Source organism: Rhizobium sp. Leaf371, assembly GCF_001424045.1.
In the GTDB taxonomy this organism is placed as follows: domain Bacteria; phylum Pseudomonadota; class Alphaproteobacteria; order Rhizobiales; family Rhizobiaceae; genus Ferranicluibacter.
The window spans coordinates 281814-302257 of record NZ_LMQB01000001.1 but is presented as its reverse complement, the minus strand read 5'-3'; the positions used below and the strand labels follow the sequence as shown (position 1 = coordinate 302257).

17 protein-coding genes are annotated in these 20444 nt (G+C 63.5%); 4 read left to right on the top strand and 13 right to left on the bottom strand.

The genetic code is table 11. From position 1 onward, the window contains the following. Window positions 1-389 precede the first annotated feature (389 nt). A complete protein-coding gene (locus ASG39_RS01300) occupies window positions 390-1178 on the top strand; it encodes a carbon-nitrogen hydrolase family protein (RefSeq protein WP_062592071.1) in 789 nt (262 codons plus the stop codon). 142 nt (window positions 1179-1320) lie between these two features. Here the strand turns inward: ASG39_RS01300 and ASG39_RS01295 are convergent, their stop codons facing one another. From ASG39_RS01295 to ASG39_RS01280, 4 genes are all read right to left on the bottom strand, one after another. Continuing rightward, window positions 1321-2910, bottom strand: a complete 1590-nt coding sequence (locus tag ASG39_RS01295; protein ID WP_082476823.1) for a globin-coupled sensor protein — start codon at window positions 2908-2910, stop codon at window positions 1321-1323. Between the two features lie 394 nt (window positions 2911-3304). After that, window positions 3305-5080, bottom strand: coding sequence for a PAS domain-containing methyl-accepting chemotaxis protein (locus tag ASG39_RS01290; protein WP_062592070.1), 1776 nt, complete (start codon window positions 5078-5080; stop codon window positions 3305-3307). A 301-nt stretch (window positions 5081-5381) separates the two neighbouring features. Beyond that, a complete protein-coding gene (locus tag ASG39_RS01285) occupies window positions 5382-6116 on the bottom strand; it encodes a LuxR family transcriptional regulator (protein WP_062592068.1) in 735 nt (244 codons plus the stop codon). 253 nt (window positions 6117-6369) lie between these two features. Continuing rightward, on the bottom strand, window positions 6370-8187 hold the full coding sequence (locus ASG39_RS01280) for a methyl-accepting chemotaxis protein (protein WP_062592066.1): 1818 nt from the start codon (window positions 8185-8187) through the stop codon (window positions 6370-6372). Window positions 8188-8648: 461 nt separating this feature from the next. Here ASG39_RS01280 and ASG39_RS01275 point away from each other — a divergent pair, with 461 nt between their 5' ends. Next, window positions 8649-8825, top strand: coding sequence for a hypothetical protein (locus tag ASG39_RS01275; protein WP_156467973.1), 177 nt, complete (start codon window positions 8649-8651; stop codon window positions 8823-8825). Window positions 8826-8943: 118 nt separating this feature from the next. Then, window positions 8944-9939 (top strand): MDR family oxidoreductase, encoded by a 996-nt coding sequence (locus ASG39_RS01270; RefSeq protein WP_062592062.1) that lies wholly within the window; start codon window positions 8944-8946, stop codon window positions 9937-9939. Between the two features lie 42 nt (window positions 9940-9981). On the opposite strand, the gene ASG39_RS01265 is transcribed toward ASG39_RS01270, so the two are convergent. Genes ASG39_RS01265 through ASG39_RS01240 form a run of 6 tightly spaced genes read right to left on the bottom strand, consistent with a single transcriptional unit; the run spans window position 9982 to window position 16317 of the window. After that, a complete protein-coding gene (locus tag ASG39_RS01265) occupies window positions 9982-10737 on the bottom strand; it encodes an ABC transporter ATP-binding protein (protein WP_062592061.1) in 756 nt (251 codons plus the stop codon). Beyond that, complete coding sequence (locus ASG39_RS01260; RefSeq protein WP_062592058.1) at window positions 10734-11567, bottom strand: ABC transporter ATP-binding protein; 834 nt, start codon at window positions 11565-11567, stop codon at window positions 10734-10736. Before ASG39_RS01260 ends, ASG39_RS01265 begins: the two co-directional genes overlap by 4 nt. Next, entirely contained in the window at window positions 11564-12493 is a 930-nt protein-coding gene (locus tag ASG39_RS01255; RefSeq protein ID WP_062592056.1) for an ABC transporter permease, read from the bottom strand. The genes ASG39_RS01260 and ASG39_RS01255 overlap by 4 nt, the downstream gene beginning before the upstream one ends. Further along, entirely contained in the window at window positions 12490-13563 is a 1074-nt protein-coding gene (locus ASG39_RS01250) for an ABC transporter permease (RefSeq protein WP_062592054.1), read from the bottom strand. Before ASG39_RS01250 ends, ASG39_RS01255 begins: the two co-directional genes overlap by 4 nt. Window positions 13564-13572: 9 nt before the next feature. Beyond that, entirely contained in the window at window positions 13573-15213 is a 1641-nt protein-coding gene (locus ASG39_RS01245) for an ABC transporter substrate-binding protein (protein WP_062592052.1), read from the bottom strand. A gap of 42 nt (window positions 15214-15255) precedes the next feature. Further along, window positions 15256-16317 carry a dipeptidase gene (locus tag ASG39_RS01240; RefSeq protein ID WP_062593296.1) on the bottom strand — a complete coding sequence of 354 codons (1062 nt, stop codon included), beginning with the start codon at window positions 16315-16317 and terminating at the stop codon, window positions 15256-15258. A 324-nt stretch (window positions 16318-16641) separates the two neighbouring features. Between ASG39_RS01240 and ASG39_RS01235 the strand changes: the two genes are divergently transcribed. Further along, complete coding sequence (locus tag ASG39_RS01235; protein WP_244481118.1) at window positions 16642-17862, top strand: alpha/beta hydrolase; 1221 nt, start codon at window positions 16642-16644, stop codon at window positions 17860-17862. Between the two features lie 57 nt (window positions 17863-17919). Here the strand turns inward: ASG39_RS01235 and ASG39_RS01230 are convergent, their stop codons facing one another. From ASG39_RS01230 to ASG39_RS01220, 3 genes are all read right to left on the bottom strand, one after another. Then, a complete protein-coding gene (locus ASG39_RS01230) occupies window positions 17920-18972 on the bottom strand; it encodes a Gfo/Idh/MocA family oxidoreductase (RefSeq protein ID WP_062593293.1) in 1053 nt (350 codons plus the stop codon). A gap of 8 nt (window positions 18973-18980) precedes the next feature. Continuing rightward, window positions 18981-19766, bottom strand: a complete 786-nt coding sequence (locus tag ASG39_RS01225; protein WP_062592050.1) for a ThuA domain-containing protein — start codon at window positions 19764-19766, stop codon at window positions 18981-18983. A 182-nt stretch (window positions 19767-19948) separates the two neighbouring features. Continuing rightward, window positions 19949-20290 carry an SMR family transporter gene (locus ASG39_RS01220; protein WP_062592048.1) on the bottom strand — a complete coding sequence of 114 codons (342 nt, stop codon included), beginning with the start codon at window positions 20288-20290 and terminating at the stop codon, window positions 19949-19951. Window positions 20291-20444 lie beyond the last annotated feature (154 nt).

Below are 20444 nucleotides of genomic sequence, written 5' to 3'. Positions count from 1 at the left end.
CCGGTTAGCGCGTAAAAAAGCGTTCGCACTCCGTCGATTTCGCTCCAACCGCAAGGTTGCCGGGCGAACTCTTGCCGGCAATCTGTCGGGTATGGATTGCAAAAGTTCAACCGCCGCCTTCATCATGTCGTCGCGGACATCGATGTAGCGCTGCGTCGCCGCCAGATTGCGGTGGCCCGCGAGCGTCCTGGTGACCTCCGGGCTCACACCGAAACGCGCCAGCCGGCGATGAGACACCGGCGCCGCCGTGGTTCGACGGCGGTGCGCTGCCAGGAGATGTCGAAGCCCCAAGGGCATGTGCTGGACCCCAAACCGACCGAATGTCCGCTCACGGCGTAGACCGCTGAATGGCGAGGTCCGATGCCGTAGTCGCTGAGAAAGAGACGCGTATGTCGACGAAAACCTTTCGGGTCGCACTCGCCCAAGTTCTGTCGGATGCCGACATTGATGCCGTCATCACCAGCGCGGCCGACACGGCTGCAGATCTCATCGTGTTTCCTGAGATGTTTTCGAATGGATACAGCAAATTCGATCCTCGCAACGCTTCCGCGCGTGCTTCATGGCTCGATGGCGCCGTCGATCTGCAGGGAGCCTTTATCGAAACATTTCGTGTTGCCGCGCGGAGGGCAGAGATCGCAGTCGTTGCGACCTTTCTCGAAAAGGCGGAGCCCAAACCATTCAATGCGGCCGTACTGATCGATCGTAACGGTGATATCGTCCTTCACCAAAGAAAGCGGCACATCTGTTTTTTCGACGTGCCCGAAGAAGCCTGTGCGCCGGGAGACAGTTCCTCGGTTTCTCGGCTCGACACCCGCTGCGGGCCGGTTTCGGTCGGGATCATGATATGCATGGACCGCGAGTTTCCAGACGTTGCATCCGATCTGGTTCGTGCTGGAGCAGAGATCGTTCTTGTGCCGAACAGCAGCCCTCTGGTCGATGATGTCGAGGTGGGGGACATCCGTGTTGCCGGGGTCCGCGCCATGGCTTTCCAGTCCGTGATCGGAGTGGCCGTCGCAAACTACCCCGAACCGAAAGACGACGGACATTCCTTTGCTGTCGGTGCGTCGGGCCAAATCCTCGCCATGGGGGGCAAGCAACAGGCCGTCGTCTATGCAGACTTCGATCTCGACGACCTGAAAGCCGCTCGAGACAAGGAATGGTTTCGTCGCGTCCGATGACCAATTCAGCCGTAAAGGCTTCTTCGCTTCATGCCAGGAGCAGCGAAACAGCTGCGGTAAGCTGACGCCCGCAACACGGCGGCATGTCGTTCCAGCCACCACCCGAGCGGCTCGCAAAACCGCTCGGGTTGGCCATCATCGATCAGTATTCCGACCAGCCGCCGTTCGCGACCTTCTTTTCCGTCGCATATCCCGTCGCGGGCTGAGGCGACGGACGGGGGGGTTGGCGTGCGGGGGCGGCGCGGCTTTCGGTCGCGCGGGTCGCGTTGCCGGACGGGGTGCGGAAGGCGGCGACGAGGTCGGAGAGGCGCTCGGCTTCAGAGGAAAGCTTGACCGTCGAGGCGGAGGTCTCCTCGACCATGGCGGCGTTCTGCTGGGTAATGCTGTCGAGGCTTCCGATGGCGATGTTGATCTCGGCGATACCGGTCGCCTGCTCGCGGGATGACTGGGCGATCGAGGTCATGTGTTCGTCGATCGCCTCGACCTGGCCGCCGATGCTCTTCAGGGCCTTGCCGGTCGTGTTGACCAGGGCCACGCCGCGGGCGACATCCTGCGAGGAGCGCGCGATCAACTCCTTGATTTCCTTTGCGGCGCGGGCGGATCTCTGGGCGAGTTCGCGAACTTCCTGGGCGACGACGGCAAAGCCCTTGCCCTGCTCGCCGGCGCGTGCCGCCTCGACGCCGGCATTCAGCGCCAGAAGATTGGTCTGAAACGCGATCTCGTCGATGACGGCGATGATATCGTTCATCTGGCTCGACGACTGTACGATGTCGCTCATCGCCTGGACGGCCTCTTCCACGATCTTGCCGGAGGCTGCGGCTTCCGAAGCCGACACGGTGACCACGGACTGGACCTCGGCCGTCCGCGTCTCGGACTGGCGGGCAATCGAGCTGATCTCCTCCAGGGCTGCCGCCGTCTCTTCGAGCGCCGCAGCCTGGCGTTCGGTCCGTTTGGCCATGTCGTCCGTCGCCGCGGCGATTTCGGAGGACTGGGCGAGCACGAAGCCGACGGCCTGCAGGATCTCGGACATCGCGCTGCCGAGCGTCTCGATGGAGCCGTTGAAATCGGTCTTGATGGTGTCGAAGCTGGAGGCAAGCGCCTGGTGGACGGGACGGGTCAGATCCCCGTTCGACAGGGCAGCCAGTGCCTCGCCCAGCGCGGCGAGGGCTTCGTCCTGCTCGGCCTTCAGGACCGCCTGTCGCTCTTCGGCCTTGGCCCGCTCGCCGGCGAGAACGTCGAGATAGACGGAAATCGCATAGTCCATATCCACGAGCGCCGCCTTGACCACAGTGGTCACGTCGTCGCCGAGCTTCGCGCGCTTCTTGCGCACGAGAAATCCGTCGAGTTCCTTGTCGATCACGGCCCGCACGATGTTCTCGATCATCAAAGCGTAACCGCCGATGTACCATCGCGGCTCCAGACCCAGCCGGGCATGCGTCCGGCCGATCAGGGTCACCTCGTCGATATAGGCCTGATCGTATTTCGCGGAGGAAATCGTTTCCCAGTGATGGGCCTGCCGCTTCTTGGCCTGCGCCACATGGCTGTCGCCGGAAAAGAATTTCGCCGTATCCGGATGATGCCGGACCTTCGCGTAGAAGATCTCGAGCGCACCCGCAAGCGAGGCATTGATGGTCGGGGCGAGCGCGGCCAGATTGCGGCGCTGCGGTTCAAGCAGGCCGACAAAGTCCAGTCGCTCGTTCAGAATGGCAGTTTCAGGTTTTGCCTTGGTCATGTTCGTGCCCTTTCGACCTCTGCTCCCGCAGATCCTGTTGCAGCGCTCCCGCGCAAGACACGGCTGCGCGATCCAGAAGACGGTCGGAGCCGACGGCGCGGCGGCCGGCGATCCTGATCTCCTTGAAGGGGCAAACATGTCTGGAGGAGCTCGCCTGGCGACGCGATGGCGGCGCTTCAATCGGCGCCAGACCGCGATCAGGGGCGGGCGGCGCGACTGCGCCTGTCTGGACTTTCGAAACTAGGGCAACATGCTTAATGTCGCGTTAATATGAAACTACAAGATTACGTAATTATATACGCACTAATACCGATTGCATTTGTAAGCATTTAATTTAGTTCGCACGGTGGAACCCGGGCCTGGCGCGACCGAGGCTGCGCTCAGCGGATGATCCTCAGAACTCCTCCCAGGTTTCCTTGAGCGCCGCGGTCCCGATCGCGCCACGCGAAACCTGTCGAGCGGGCGGGCGGGCGGCGTTCTGGTGACGCATCGCCGGCCGCGTCGCCCCAGGCTCGGCCCTGCCTCTTTCATCGACCTTGAACTGCCGGATCAGGGTGAACAGCGCATCCGCCTCCCCCGCAAGTCCATGGCTGGCGGCGGTGGATTGCTCCACCAGGGCGGCATTCTGCTGCGTCCCCTGGTCCATGGTGTTGACCGCCGTGTTGATTTCCGCAAGTCCGGTCGCCTGCTCGCGGGACCCCTCGACAATGGCGGCGACGTTCATGTTGATCTCGTGCACCTGCCCGACGATCACCTCGAGCGCCTTGCCGGTCTGGCCGACGAGCACGACGCCGGTCTTGACCTGCTCACTCGAGAGGTTGATGAGCGACTTGATCTCCTTGGCGGCCTTGGCGGAGCGCTGCGCAAGCTCGCGAACCTCCTGGGCGACGACGGCAAATCCCTTGCCGGCCTCTCCGGCCCGCGCCGCCTCCACGCCGGCGTTCAGCGCCAGCAGGTTGGTCTGGAAGGCGATATCGTCGATGACGCCGATAATGTTGCCGATCTCGCGCGAGGAACGCTCGATCTCGCCCATCGCGATGATGGCCGTCTTCACCACCGCGCCCGATTGCTCGGCGTTCGCCCGCGTATCCGCGACCAGCTTGCCCGCCTCGCCGGCCCTGCGGCTGGAGTCGGCCACCGTCTGCGTGATCTCCTCGAGCGCGGCTGCCGTCTGTTCCACGGATGCGGCCTGCTGCTCCGTGCGCCGGGCGAGGTCGTCGGCGGCCGACCGCATCTCGTTCGCGCCAGAGGCGATGGCTGCTGCATTATGACCCACGGAGGTCATGGCGGATTTCAGCCGGTCCGCCGCGCCGTTGAAGTCGGTGCGCAGCTGGTCGAGCGAAGGGATGAACGACCGGTCGATGTTTTGACAGAGATCTCCGGCCGCGAGCCGTTGCAACCCTTCGCCCAGGCGCTGGACGTTTTCGACGCGCGCCGAGATGTCGGTGGCGAATTTCACCACCTTGACGACGCTGCCATCCATGGCGAAGATCGGATTGTAGGACGCTTGGATATGCACCGTCCTGCCGCCCTTGGCGATCCTCCTGAACTCTTCCACAACGAATTCGCCGGCGCGCAGCCGGTCCCAGAACGCGCGGTATTCGGCGCCGCCCACCGTGGCGGGATCACAGAACATGGCGTGGTGCCGCCCCTCGATCTCGGAGAGCTGATAGCCGAGCGTCGTCAGGAAGTTCTCATTGGCGGTGATGACGTCGCCCTGCGGCGTGAATTCGATCACGGCCTGAGCGCGCGAGACGGCGGCAAGCTTGCTGGCATCTTCCGCCGTCTTCAGCTTGAATGCGGTGATATCGGTTGCGACCTTGACCACCTTGTAAGGCTTCGACCCGCGCAAGACGGGATTGTAGGACGCCTCGATCCAGACGTCCCGCCCGCCTTTTGCAATCCGCTTGTACTGGCGTTGATCGAATTTTCCCGCGCCGAGCGACGCCCAGAAGGCGCTGTAGGCCGGCGACGCGGCCTCTGCGGGATCGACGAACATGCTGTGGTTGCGACCGATGATCTCGGGCAGCGTGTAGCCGAGGGTGGAACAGAAATTGGCGTTCGCATGCAGGATCGTGCCCTTCATATCGAACTCGATGATGGCCTGCGACTTGTCCATCGCGGCCAGGATCGCAGCTGCGCCCTGACGTCTGGAAAATGAAAATTTCATGCCGATTCCTTTGCATCAGAGGATCAAATGGATCTTCGAACAGCGATCGGACCGGTTGAAAAAGCCCCTACGATAACGCAGCGTGTTCCCGTGAGGTCAAAGATCGCCCTCGGAAAGACCTGGAAGGGAGTGAAGGATCGGGTCCACTGCAGCCTGAAGTGCCGTCACCGAAACCATCGGATCGTGCAGACCCCTAAATTAGGCTAAAAACAATAATGATAAATTAAAACAGATATCTGTCAGATTCGTTTTGGATTATGCGCAAAAACGAACGTGACTTCGAGGCGCAGAGACCCGACAGTCAGGCTATCAGGCGTCTGCGCAAGGCCTCCACGATCGCCTGTGTCCGGTTCGTTGCGCCGAGCTTCTTGACGGAAGACTTGATGTAGCTGTTCACGGTATCGCTTTGAAAGCCGGTTTCCATGGCGATGGCCTCGCTGGTCAAACCACGGCTGGCGGCTTCCAGACAGGCGAGTTCGCCCTTCGTCAGCCCCATCTGGTCAGCCGCAAAGCGCTCCACGAGCGGCTTCGTCACGGCCGTATGGATCAGCTCCGAAACAAGTTCCAGAAACCGGATCTCGTCGAGCGTGAAGGGGATCGACCGCGTGTAGCAGATCGCGCCATAGGCAATGTCGTTGCGGAAGATGGGGACGAGCGTCCGGTTGTGGACCCCGAACGTTTGCTGGAGATAGGCCAGGCGAGGCGGTGGTGCGTGCAGCGCGTAAACCTCGCTCTCCACGACCACGGCTCGAGAATTCTTGCCCGCCTGGAGAAACGGATCGATGCCGGGAAGCTTGTCCGCCTCGTAGATTTCGAGAAAGGCGGGCGGGAGATCCGTATCGATCGAGAAGCCGGTCCCGAACCGATAGTGATCCACGTCGAGACCGCTGATAATGATGTAATCGAACGGAACGGCCAGACGAAAGCGATCGACGAGGTCATTCTTGCCGAAGAAGCGATGCTTGGGCACGGATCTCAGATCGGCATAGTCGTTCAGTGCGTTCGGCTCGAGGATCGAAAGTGGGCTCACGGGCATGGGACTGTTGCAACTCTAGAAACAGAGACGGAAACACCGCTGGTGGCGGAATATGACGAAAACCTTAACCGTGTTCGTCATCCTCGTCTATCACATCGTTCCGGTTGCCCCCCGACCCTGCCGGATCGGCCATTCCAGAACGGCATCGACGCGCCTTCAGCGTCCCCGTCATACGCTGCGTCTTTCCCGGCTTCGGAAACGACAAAACCGGCCGAGAAGGCTCGACCGGTTCGGTGTTTGAAGGGTGTCGATGTCAGGCGGCGTAACGCTGATGCGCGGTTGAAGAGCGGCCGGCCAGCGTAAAGTGGGAGATGAGCTCCCGCAGGCGGGCGCTTTCGCTGGCGAGCGTGCTGCCCGCGGCACTGGTCTCTTCCACCATGGCGGCGTTCTGCTGCGTCACCTGGTCCATCTGGTTGACGGCGATGTTGACTTCGGCAAGGCCGGTCGACTGCTCGCGCGCCGAGGTGGCAATGGCCTCCATATGGCCGTTGATCTCGACGACATGCGCCTCGATGGTCTTCAGCACGTCACCGGTGTCGCGAACGAGCTTCACGCCGCTTTCCACTTCAGCCGTCGAGTTGCGGATCAGGTCCTTGATCTCCTTGGCTGCCTTGGCCGATCGCTGGGCCAGCTCGCGCACTTCCTGCGCAACCACGGCAAAGCCGCGGCCGGCCTCCCCTGCCCGGGCCGCCTCGACACCGGCATTCAGGGCAAGCAGATTGGTCTGGAACGCGATTTCGTCGATCACGCCGATGATCGAGGAGATCTGGCTTGAGGAGTGTTCGATACGGCCCATGGCGGTGACGGCTTCCGCAACCACCTCGCCCGAGCGGGACGCGCTCTTGTTGGCGTGAACCGCCACTTCGCGCGCCTCGTTGGTGCGCTTGGAGGACTGGCCGACATTGGCGGTGATCTCATCGAGCGCCGCTGCGGTTTCCTCCAGCGAGGCCGCCTGCTGTTCCGTGCGGCGCGACAGGTCGTTGGCACTCTCGCTCACTTCGCGAGCGCCGTTGTCGATCTGGTCGGCAGCGACGGCAACCGCGGCAAGCGTTTCGTTGAGCTGGGAGACCGCCGCGTTCAGGTCGTGGCGCAGGGCTTCGAAATCGGGCGCGAAGGGAACGTCGAGACGGAAGGAGAGATCGCCTGCCGCCAGACGGCGCAGGCCGTCCGCAAGGCTCGATGTGGCCTGATCGAGCCGGGCCTGGGCGGCCCGTTCGGCGTCCGCCGCGAGACGCTCGCGGTCGGCCTCCGCCGCGCGGCGCAGGGTTTCGGCCTGGCTCTGCAGATCCTTGTTGGAAACGGCGGCAACACGGAACACCTCGACGGCGCCGGCCATCTGGCCGATTTCGTCGGAGCGCTGCGAATATGGGATGGCGCTGTCGGTATCGCCTTTGGCAAGGCCGGTCATCGCCGTCGTGATCGCGCGGATCGGGCTGGCGATGCCGCGAAGGACGTAGAGGGTGGAGACGACCAGAAGCGTCGCGACGACACCGATCAGGATGAAGGTGATCATCTGGGCGTCGGCAGAGGTGTGGTGCATCAGTTCCGTCGCGTCGGTCACCTGTGCCGTGTTCTCGGCGATCAGTTCGTCGAGCCCGACCTGGGCCGGAACGATGATCTCGCCCATCGATTCCAGCATGTTGTTTGCCTGCTGGAAATTGCCGACCTTGGCAAGGGTGATCATGTTGCCGCCGGCCTTGATGTAGGCTTCCAGGCTGTCCGTGACCGTCTTCAGAAGGGTGCGCTCGGCATCCGAGCCGACATAGGGCGTATAGACTTCGACGGCATGTGCGATCCGCAGCCGCGCCTCGCCGAGAAGCGCCTCGGCCTTTTTCGTCGCTTCGGGCGTGAGGGCCGCGAGATACTGGAAATAGCCGAGCCGCATGGACACCAGCTCGATGCGGATATCCTTGACCGCGGACACGGCGGGAAACACGTCCGTGACGACATTGTCGGAGATTTCGCGCGTCTTCGACAGCGACTGCAGCGTGACGACGGAGAAAATGGCCGTGAGAACGGCAATAGCGGCAAAGATCGCGATAAGCGATGTGCGGATGGATGGCCTCGTCACGAAACACCTGTGCTGGATAAACGCCTCCACCCGTCCTCATGACGTGGAAAGCGCAACGGAACCGACCCACATCGCGGCATCACCCTATTATTGGGCGAAACCATTAAGGTTACGTAACTTCATAATTACTCATGCATTCCCTCATCATTGCTGCGATGCAGCATATTCGCGCGGTGCGAAAGGTAAGGTGACGAAATCGGAGTGGGATTTGCTGATCAGCAGCGCGCCGTGCCTGTCAGAACCCCGGAATTTGCGTCCCGGCGGAATGTCTGGTGCCGAACGTTGCTGTCAACGGCGAACTCTCAAGACAAATTGGCCATCTCTCCAACATTCCATCCCTTTTATGTCTCAAGAATAGGGTCAGCGGCAGGAGCATCGAGACGCAACCGTGTCCGCGCACTTGCATACGAGGCCAACCTCTGGTTATGTAAGTCTTTGCAGCTTACGCGCCGGGAACGATGATGCCAGCCTGGATCTTCTCCTGCGAATTCTCTTTTCTCGGATGGGCGACACGTCGCCCGGAAGAGGTCTCGCGCTTCGCCCCGACCTTGCGGCTCGTTGCGCTCTCCCTGGCCGTTCTTCTTTCCCTGATCCTCTGGGTCTTCATCATCGTCGGCATCGTCTGGCTCTTCTCCTGACGCAGGCCTGTGGCCCAACGCACGCCGGGATGCGCCGAAAGACGCATTGGCATGAGGCCACGGGACATGGCATGACGGACGAAAGGCGGAGGAGACCGCCAAGGGAGCGGAGAGCGACATGACCGAAACATTCAGGGCCATGATGATCGACACCGTCGATGGTCGCGCGCAGGCTGCATTCCGCGAGATTTCGCAGAGCGACCTCCCCGACAACGATGTCCTTGTCGAAATTTCCTTTTCCACGCTCAACTACAAGGATGGCCTTGCCGTCACAGGCAAGGGCCGGATCGCGCGGCGAACGCCGATGGTGGCCGGCGTCGATCTCTCCGGCACGGTCGTGTCGTCGCGTTCGCCGGAATGGAAGCCGGGCGACCGGGTGGTCCTCAACGGCTGGGGCCTGTCGGAAACCGAATGGGGCGCTTTCACCCGCTTCCAGCGCGTCAAGCCGGAATGGCTGATCCCCCTCCCCGCAGCCTTCTCGCTGCAGCAGGCGATGGCCATCGGCACCGCCGGCTATACCGCGGCGCTCTGCGTCGATGCTCTGGAAAAATGGGGCACGATGGCGCCCGGCGACGGCGATGTTCTCGTCACAGGCGCGGCAGGCGGCGTCGGCTCCGTCGCGGTCTCGCTTCTCGCCGCGCGCGGATATCGGGTCGTCGCATCGACGGGGCGCGCGGAAACGGAGGATTACCTCAAATCCCTCGGCGCCCGCGAGATCATCGACCGGAAGACGCTTGCGGACAAGGCCGGGCCTCTCCAGAAGGAACGCTGGACCGGCGGCATCGACTCCGTCGGTGCGACCACGCTTGCCAACGCGCTTGCCCAGACCGTGCGCGGCGGGGCCATCGCCGCCTGCGGCCTTGCCGGCGGCGCCGATCTCCCCGGCACGGTGATGCCGCACATTCTCCGGGCGGTCACGCTCATCGGCGTCGATTCGGTCTATGCGACCCGGACGCAACGCCTGGCCGCCTGGGGCCGTCTCTCGCGCGATCTCGACCCGGCCCATCTCGACAGCATGACGACGGTCGCGCCGATGTCCGATCTCCCGGCACTGGCCGAGGCCATTGTTGCCGGTCGCATCCGCGGCCGCGTGGTCATCGACGTCAACGCCTGAGGGATACCGCGACGGTCAGCATCCGAAGGAACAGGCGTTCCCTCACGCTTCGGTGCGGACGAAGCCTTTGCTCGCGATCATGAGATTGCGCGTATAGTCGGCGGTGATCCGGCCGGCGACCAGATCGGCCGCGCTCAGGCGCTCCACGACCTGGCCGCTGCGCATGACGGCCAACTGGTCGCACATATGCGTCACGACGCCGAGGTCATGGCTGACCATCAGGAAGGTGAGACCTCGATCGCGCTGGATCTGCTCCAGCAGATTGAGCACCTCCGCCTGCACCGAGGCGTCGAGCGCCGATGTCGGCTCGTCCAGCAGCAGGATGGAAGGCTCGACGATCAGCGCGCGGGCGATGGCCACGCGCTGCCGCTGCCCGCCGGATAGCTGATGGGAGTAGCGAAACCGGAAGCCGGTCCCAAGGCCGACCTCGTCCAGCGCCCGCGCGATCCGTGCCTCGGCATCGGAAATGCCGTGGATCGCCAGCGGCTCCTGCAGCAGGCGATCGATCGTCTGGCGGGGGTGAAGCGAGCCGTAGGGATCCTGGAACACCATCTGGACGTCGCGGTAGAAGGCCTTGTCGCGCCGGCGCGGTTCCAGTTTCCGGCCATTGACCTCCAGCGTGCCGGAAGCAACGGGCGCGAGGCCGGCAATCGCGCGCAAAAGCGTCGACTTGCCCGACCCGGACTCGCCGACGAGACCGTAGGATTGCCCCTTCTCGACCGCGATGCTCACGCCGTCGAGCGCCTTGAAATCCTCGTAGATGACGGTGACGTCGTGGGCGGAGACGGCAATGCTCATAAGGCCCACTCCGGCTTGCGGTCGAGAACGGGCAGCGGATGCCGGTCCTGGCCGATCTCGGGCATGCAGGACAGCAGCCCCTGCGTATAGGGATGCCGCGCGTTGCGCAGGTCGGCGGCCGCGATCTCCTCGACGATGCGCCCGGCATACATGACGATCACCCGGTCGCAGAAGGACGAGACGAGCCGCAGATCGTGGCTGACGAAGATCAGCCCCATGCCGCGCTCGGCCACCAGCCTGTCGAGAATGGCAAGCACATCGAGCTGCACCGTTACGTCGAGGGCCGAGGTCGGCTCGTCGGCAATCAGCAACTCCGGCTCGGCGATCAGCATCATCGCGATCATCGCCCGCTGCCCCATGCCGCCGGAGACTTCATGCGGATGCAGGTCGAAGACGCGGCCTGCGTCCCGGATCTGCACGGCCTCCAGCATGGCGAGCGCCCGCTCCTTCGCCTCGGAAGAAGAGATCTTGCGATGCGTGCGCAGCGTTTCCACGATCTGGCGGCCGATGGTCATCACCGGGTTGAGCGAATATTTCGGGTCCTGCAGGATCATCGCCACGCGGTCGCCGCGCAGATCCCGGCGCTTGGCCGGCGACGCCTTCAGGAGGTCGATCCCGTCGAAATTCAGCGTCTTCGCCGTAATTTTCGCATGCGGCGGCGTCAGCCCCATGATGGCCCGGCCGGTCTGTGATTTTCCGGAACCGCTCTCGCCGACGATCCCCAGGCGCTCGCGACCGAGCGAGAAGGTGACACCGCGCACCGCCTCCACCAGCCCGGTGCGCGTGGGAAAGCTGACGCGCAGGTCCTCGACGGTCAACAAGGGGCTCATTGTCCGGCCTCGCGCGGATCGAGCGCGTCGCGAAGACCGTCGCCCAGAAGGTTGAACGCCAGGCTGACGAGCAGAATCGCGATGCCCGGCATGGTGGCGACCCACCACTGGTCGAGGATGAAGCGGCGGCCGGACGCGATCATCGCGCCCCATTCCGGCAGCGGCGGCTGCGCGCCGAGCCCGAGAAAGCCGAGACCGGCCGCCGTGAGGATGACCCCCGCCATATCGAGCGTGATGCGCACGATCAGCGACGACAGGCACATGGGCATCACGTGCAGAAGCACGATGCGCAGCGGCGACGCGCCCATCAGGCGCACCGCGGCGATATAGTCGGCGTTGCGCACCGTCATGGTTTCCGCCCGCGCGATGCGCGCATAAGGCGGCCAGGACGTTACGGCGATGGCGAGCACCGCATTCTCGATTCCCGGCCCCAGCGCCGCGACGAGCGCCAGCGCCAGCACGAGCTTCGGGAAGGCAAGGAAGATATCCGTGATCCGCATCAGCACAGCATCGACCCAGCCGCCGGCATAACCGGCGACGGCCCCGACGATGAGGCCGGTCGGCGCCGCGATGACGGCAACGAGGATGATGACGAACAGCGTCAGACGCGAGCCGTGCAGAAGCCGTGACAGGATATCGCGCCCCTGATCGTCCGTGCCGAGAAGATAGCCCGGCGAACCCGGCGGCAGCAGACGCGCGCCGGCCAGATCGCCGACGACCGGCGAATGCGGCGACAACACACCGGCAAAGATCGCCATGAGGATGAGAAGAACGAGAATGCCGAGACCGAGCAGCGCCAGCCGGTTGGCGGAAAACCGGCGCCAGGTCATGTAGGCCCGGCCGAGACGCGCCTGCATCCGCGATTGCGGCCGGTCGGACAGCAGCCAGTCGCGCCGGCTCATGGGGGCGGAAGAAACGACCGTCATCGCGCGCGTGTCCTTGGGTCGAGCGTCCGGTAGAGGATATCGGACAGGATGTTGATGGCGATGAAGATCGAGCCGATCACGATCGTGCCGCCGAGGACGGCGTTCATGTCGGCGTTCTGCAGGGAATTGGTGATGTAGAGCCCGATGCCCGGCCACGCGAACACCGTCTCCGTCAGCACGGAGCCTTCCAGCAGGCTTGCATAGGACAGCGCAATCACCGTCACCAGCGGCACGGCGGCGTTGCGCAAGGCGTGACACCAGATGATCCGCGTCTCCGAAAGCCCCTTCGCCCGCGCCGCGACGATATATTCCTGCGACAGTTCATTGAGCATGAAGTTGCGCGTCATGCGGCTGATATAGGCCAGCGACACATAGCCGAGCAGGCTTGCCGGCAGGATGATATGGCGGAACACGTCGCGAAACACGTCCCACTGCCCCTGCCAGAGCGAGTCCAGCAGGAAAAGCCCGGTCTTCGGCGTAAACGTATATTCGTAGACGACATCGATGCGGCCGGGAAAGGCGACCCAGCGCAGCTGCGCGTAGAACAGCAGCAGCGACAGAAGCGCCAGCCAGAAGATCGGCACGGAATAGCCGATCAGCCCAACGATGCGCACCGCCTGATCGATCAGGCTGCCGCGCTTGACGGCGGCGAGAACGCCGAGCGGGACGCCGATGAGGCTGCCGATCAACGTCCCGAGCGTCGCAAGCTCGAAGGTCGCCGGCAGCACGCGGCGGATGTCGGTCATGACGGGATTGGTCGTCAGCACCGAGGTGCCGAAATTTCCCTGCAAGGCATCGCCGAGATAGCGCAGGAACTGCTGATAGAGCGGCAGGTTCAGCCCCATCTCCTCGCGCACCCGCTCCACCACATGGGCGGGCGCCCGGTCGCCGAGAACGGCCAATACGGGATCGATCGGGATCACCCGGCCGATGAAGAAGGTGACCGCGAGAAGGCCGAGATAGGTGGTGACGATGACCACGAGGAAGCGGACGACGATGGCCGCCCGCCCCCGCGCCCGGGCGCCTTTCGAGCGCCCGGCCACCATCTGCGACGTTTCTGGAAGAGTCATGCGGGTCGCCTATTCCTTGGTGACGCCGTCAAGGAAGGTCGTGTCGAAGCTCGGACCGAGCTTGAAGTCCTTCACGTCCTTGCGAACGCCCGCGACTTCCGTCTGCTGGTAGATCACGACGAACGGGCCACGATCGAGAACCGCCTTCTGCAAGCCCTTGTAGATGTCGGCGCGCTTTGTCGGGTCCTTTTCGAGCAGGGCGGCCTTCGTCTGTTCCGTCAGATCCGGAACGTCCCAGGCATTGCGCCAGGCCAGCGTCTTGTTCTTGCCGTCGTCGGCATTGTCGTAGTTGATCGTAAACGTTTCGGCATTCGAGTTCGGATCGAAGTAGTCCTGACCCCAGACGCCGATATAGATGTCGTGCGTGCGGGCGCGGAACTTGGTGAGCGTTTGCTTGCCGTCACCCGGAATGAGATCGATCTTGATGCCCGCCTGAGCAGCCGTCTGCTGGATCGATTCCGCGATGCCGGTGGTCGGCTGGTTGCTGCGCACATCCATGGTCACGGTGAACCCGTCCGGAAGGCCGGCCTTCGCCAGCAGTTCCTTGGCCTTGGCCACGTCGAACTTGAACGGCTTTTCATCCAATTCGCCCAGAACGCCCTTGGGCAGGAAGGTCTGGTGCACTTCGCCGACGCCCTTGATCAGGGTAGAGCCGATCGCGTCGTAATCGACCAGATACTTGAAGGCTTCGACCACCTCGGGCTTGGCAAGGTTCGGGTTCTTCTGGTTAAGGCTGAAATAGAACACCGTGCCCTTCGGCGCGCTGGTCTGGACGATGTCCTCCTTGCCGGCCGTCGATTCCAGGTCGTTCGGCTCAAGGTTGCGGGCGATGTCGATATCGCCGTTTTCCAGCGCCAGCCGCTGACCCGAGCTTTCCTTGAGGTGGCGATAGATGACCCGGGCGAGCTTGGGCTTCTCGCCGAAATACGTGTCGTTGCGCTCCAAGACGACGACTTCGTTGGCGCGCCACTCGCGCAGCTTGAACGGACCGGAACCGGCAAAGTTCGTCTTCAGCCAGGCATTGCCGAAGTCATTGTCATACTTGACATCAGCCGTCTTCTCGACAGGCGCGACGTGTTCCATCACGAGCTTCTTGTCGACGATCGAACCGACGGTGGCCGTCAGGCAGTTGAGCACGAAGCTCGGCGCATAGGGCTTGTCCACCGTCAGCGTGAAGGTGGTCGCATCGACCGCCTTTGCCTTCTCGGTCACGTTGTCGCCGCTCAGGCCGAACTGCGTGAGGATAAAGGCCGGGCTCTTGTCCATCTTGATGACGCGTTCGATCGACCAGGCGACGTCTTCCGCAGTGATCGGATTGCCCGAGGCAAAGGTCATGCCCGGCTTCAGTTTGAAGGTGAAGGTCAGGCCGTCGTCCGACACCGTCCAGCTTTCGGCAAGGTCGCCCTTGACCTTGGAGGTGTCGGCGAGATCGAGCCGAACGAGAAGGCTATAGGTGTTGGCGGTGATTTCCGCCGTCGAGATTTCGAACGCTTCGCCCGGGTCCATCGAAATGATGTCGTCGATCGCCCAGGCCTGCACCAGCGTGTCCGCCGGCGTCTCGGCATAGGCGGGTGCGGCTGCCGCCATGATCAGGGCGATGGCCGCCCCTGCCGTCAAACGCCGCACCGTCGTACCGAAAGAATGCATCATCGCTCTGTTCCCTGTTTTTCTGGCCTTTACGGCCGTTGATCGTCAGCCCTGGTCGGTCTCGTGCCAGACCTTGGAAAGAACCCGCAGCCAGTTTTCCCGGCAAATCTTGGTTAGATCGTCCTCACCATAACCGGCGCTCCGCAGAGCGGCAATCAGGTTCTGGTTTCCGCCGGCATCCGAAATTTCGGCCGGAATCGTCGCACCGTCGAAGTCCGATCCGAGCGCGACGCAATCGATTCCCATGCGCTCGACCATGTAGTCGATATGGCGCACCATGTCGGACAGCGGCGTCGCCGCATTCTCCTGCCCGTCCGGGCGCAGCATGGTCGTGGCATAGTTGACGCCGGCGAGCCCGCCGCTGTCGCGGATCGCATCCATCTGCCGGTCGGTGAGGTTCCGGGCAACGGGCGTCAGGGCATGGGCGTTGGAATGGCTGGCGATCAGCGGCGCGGTGCTCGTCTTCGCCACATCCCAGAAACCCTTCTCGGTGATATGCGCGAGATCGATCGCGATGCCGAGCCTGTCGCAGGCCCGAACGAGGGCAAAACCCGCATCCGTCAGGCCCGGGCCCGTGTCCGGGTCCATCGGATAGGCGAACGGCACGCCATGGGCAAAGATGTTGTGTCGGCTCCAAACGGGGCCGAGCGACCGGAGGCCGGCGGCATAGAAGGTTTCGAGCGCGGCGAGATCGGCATCGATCGCCTCGCAACCTTCCATATGCAGGACGGCTGCAAAGTCCCCGTCCGCCATCGCCTTGCGAATCTCCGACGTCGTACGGCAAAGCCGCCAGGCCTTCGCCTGATCGAGGCGCAGCGCGATCGCCGCAAACTGCAGGGCGATCTCCAGCGAAGGACCACGCTCCAGCGGCGCCGACATCGGCGTGACATAATGCCCGTTTGCATCCGGCTGCTTGAGGACGAGGTCGCCCGAGGGAATATAGATGGCGCAAAGCCCGCCTGCGAGACCACCCTTGGCAGCACGCGGGCCGTCGATATGCCCGGATGCCGTGCCGTCCCGGAATTCGGCGATCGGATCGTGCCCGGCCCGTGCGTGGCTCCAGAGCCGCAGAAGCACGTCATTATGACCGTCGAACACTGCCTGCATCGAAAAAAGACCTTCCAAAACAATTCGCTAGCCGCTATATCCGCGGGCGGAGACCTGTCGGCAAAATGCATGCTAGACAATGGCAGGAGGGCTGGCAACACTGCACCTGCAAACAAATTGGGCAGTGCACAGACGCGTGCGACCGTGTCATTCAGGTGACGGTAACTGTGCAATTGCTGATAGGCGGAGAAACGGTTTTCCGTGGCCCTGTAAATCTGGCAAGTCTCGGACGAACAGATGAAGGGTTCCGTCATGATGACAGAGCAGCGGACAGGACGTCCGGCACCGTCCCCCTCCAGACGCCTGCAGAGGGCGGGTGGACGCCTGCGCGTGGCGGCATGTCTCGCTCTGGCCCTTGCTTTGTCGGCCTGCGCCAGCCGGCCTGTCGGCGTTCTCATCCCGTCCGGCACGGCACCGGGCGCCACGGAAGTCGATATGCTCGTCGCGACGACGCGCGCGCCCTCCAAGCAGGCCGGCGTGCTCTATGGCGGCGAGCGCGGCACCGAGCTGACCGCGGCCGAGATCGTCGTCTCCATTCCCCCGGACAAGAACCGCAAGATCGGCCAGGTCCAGTGGCCGAAGCGCCTGCCCGCCGATCCCTCCAAGGAATTCTCGACCGTCTCGGTGACCCCGCTTGCCGAACGCGCCGAGGTGGAGACCTGGACACGCGACTCGCTGCCGAAAAGCCGCCGCGTGCTGATCTTCGTCCACGGCTTCAACAATCGCTACGAGGATGCGGTCTATCGCTTCGCGCAGATCGTCCATGACAGCCGCGCCGACGTGGCGCCGATCATCTTCACATGGCCGTCACGCGCCAGCATATTCGACTACAACTACGACAAGGAAAGCACCAATTACTCCCGCGACGCGCTGGAAACCCTGCTGCGCCGTACCGCCGAGGACCCGCGCGTTTCCGACGTGACGATCATGGCGCATTCGATGGGCTCCTGGGTCACCGTGGAAGCGCTGCGCCAGATGGCGATCCGCGATGGCCGCGTGGCACCGAAGATCAACAACGTCATCCTCGCCTCGCCCGATCTCGATGTCGACGTGTTCGGCAAGCAGTGGGAAGCGATGGGCCCGAACAAGCCGAAATTCACCCTGTTCGTCTCGCGCGACGACCGCGCCCTCTCCATCTCGCGCCGCATCTCCGGCAATGTCGAGCGACTGGGTCAGATCGATCCGACGCAGGAACCCTATCGCACCAATCTCGAAAAAGCCGGCATCACCGTTCTCGACCTGACAGCTCTCCAGACGGGCGACCGCCTCAACCACGGCAAGTTCGCCGAAAGCCCGGAAGTGGTCAAGCTGCTCGGGAACCGCCTGATCGCCGGCCAGACCGTGACCGACAGCGATGTCGGCCTCGGCGAGCGCGTCGGCGCCGTCGCGCTCGGCACCGCCCAGACCGTCGGTAGCGCCGCCAGCATCGCCGTCAGCACCCCGATCCTGATCTTCGACCCGAAGACACGCGAAAACTATCGCGGCCAGGTGGACCGCCTCGGACGATCCGTTGGCAACACGCTGGAGACGGCCACGGGCCAGTAAGGCGAAGATGGAAACGCGCGCGCGGTCAGGTGGCGCGCGGTCCGGACGTTGGAATCGTCAATTCCCCGAAACCGCCATCTCGCGCCGCTCCCGCTCCGTCACCAGCGCCAGATCCAGCACCTTCTGCAGGTCGGCGGCGTGGCGGAAGCCGGGCTCGGCGGTCTTGCCGATCTTGATGGCGTCGATGAAGCGCTGGTAGTTGGTGAACACGGTGCCGGGATCGATGCTCTGCCAGACACCCTTCTCCACATCCGCGCCGAGGCAGGCGCGCAACGTCGAGCCGTCGGGCATGTGCACCACCTCCAGCGCACCCTTGTCGCCATGCACCCGCAGACGCAGCTCATTGAGGTGGCCGACGGCCCAGCGGCTGGCATGGATGACGCCCATGGCCCCGTTGGTAAACTCGGCCGTCATGGTAAAGCTGTCGTTCGCATCGAGATCGTACTCGCCGATCCGGTTGCCCGGCGCCTTGTCGAAGGTCTTCAGCCGCGCGAAGACATGGTCGATCTCGGTCGCCGCGCCATAGCCGACGAAGTCGAGAATGTGGATGCCGACATCGCCCAGAACGCCATTCGAGCCGTGCTTGGTCGACAGCCGCCACAGCCATTGCGACTCGCTCGCCCAGTCGCCCCAGGCCTTGGAGACGAGCCAGCTCTGCAGGTAGGAGGCCTCGATGTGGCGCACCTGCCCGATCTCGCCGGAGATCACCAGCTGCCGCGCCGTCTGCACGGCGGCGACATTGCGATAGGTCAGGTTCACCATCGTCACGAGGCCGGATGTCTCCGCCGCCGTCGCCATTTCGTCGGCCTTGGCGAAATCTTCGGCCAGCGGCTTCTCGCACAGCACGTGCTTGCCGGCCGCGAGCAGCGCCAACGTCGTCGCATGATGCACGCGGTCGGGCGTCACGTTCGCGACGGCATCGAATTCGCCCCAGGCAATCGCTTCGTCCAGCGAGGTGAAGGTCGTGGGAATATCGTGCCGCAGCGCAAACGCGCGCACGCGCGCGAGATCCACATCGACCGCCGCCACCAGCACGGCGTCGGCGATCGTCTCGAAATTCATCGCATGCGTGTTCGCCATCCCGCCCGTGCCGAGAATGAGGATCCGGATCGGCGCCATCACTTGTATCCCTCTTCGCCGGCCTTGTGCAGGCGCGGACCGCGCTCGACGATCGGCTCCAGCGCCTGCTCGACCGGTACGTTCGGCGCGTCGTGGATCGACGTCAGCGCCCCTTGCGGATTGTAGGCCCAGCGCACCGCGTTCTTCAAAACGGTCTTCACATTGGCATCGTAATAGGTCGGATAGGTCTCGTGGCCCGGACGGAAATAGAAGATGTTGCCGGCCCCGCGACGCCATGTGAGGCCCGAGCGAAACACTTCGCCGCCGGCGAACCATGAGATGAAGACCGTTTCCAGCGGTTCCGGCACGGAGAACTGCTCGCCATACATTTCCTCGTTCTCAAGCACGAAATTGTCGTCCAGGCCCTCGGCGATCGGATGACGCGGATTGACGACCCAGACGCGCTCGCGCTCGCCCGCCTCGCGCCATTTCAGCGCGCAGGGCGTTCCCATCAGGCGCTTGAACGGCTTTGCGAAATGGCCGGAATGCAACACGATCAGCCCCATGCCTTCCCAGACGCGCTTGGCGACACGCTCGACGATCTCGTCCGCGACGTCGCCGTGCGCCTTGTGCCCCCACCATAGGAGCACGTCGGTCTTGGCCAGGCGATCCTGCGAGAGGCCATGCTCCGGCTCCTGCAGCGTTGCGGTCGTCGCCTCGATGTTCGGATGCTCGTTGAGGCCGGCGGCGATCGCGGTGTGCATCCCGTTCGGGTAGACGCCACCGACGATCGCATTCGTATGCTCGTGGATATTCTCGCCCCAGACGACGGCACGAATGGTCATAATCATCTCCTGAAAAAACTTGAAAACGTCCCCAGAACCAGCAAGGCCCGACGCCGGAAAAGGTTCCGCGCGAGGCCTCTCGACGGCGATCCAAAGCGCTTGCAGGAGGCAGCGATAAACCGCATTTCGGCAAAGGACAAGAGACGGAAAACGCAATGATCAGGCGCCGATCGACAGGTCGATCAGTGGACCGTCGATTTCGAAAACACGTTGATGACGATGACGCCCGAGATGATCAACCCGAGCCCGAGCACGGCGGGAAGATCGAGCCTCTGGCCGAAGGCCACGACGCCGACGATGGAGATCAGGACGATGCCGAGGCCGCTCCAGATGGCATAGGCGATGCCGACGGGAATGGCGCGCAGCGTGTAAGACAGACAGAAGAACGCGACCGCATAGCAGCCGATCATGACCAGCGTCGGCCCGAGCTTGGAAAAGTGCTGGGCCGCCTGCATGGCCGAGGTGCCGAGCACCTCGAAGACGATGGCGACGACCAGCACGGCATAGAGCATCAGGGGGTTCAAGACGGCCTCCGCGCAGGGGAAACCCGATCTTGGGTCGGGCCCGGGACCGGGTCAAGGGCCGCACCGCGCCGACATGTCTTTTCGGTCTGTGCATCCGATTCATTTTGTACGCGCGCGCCAGCGACCAATTGAATCGGCTGGCGAATCTTCTCCT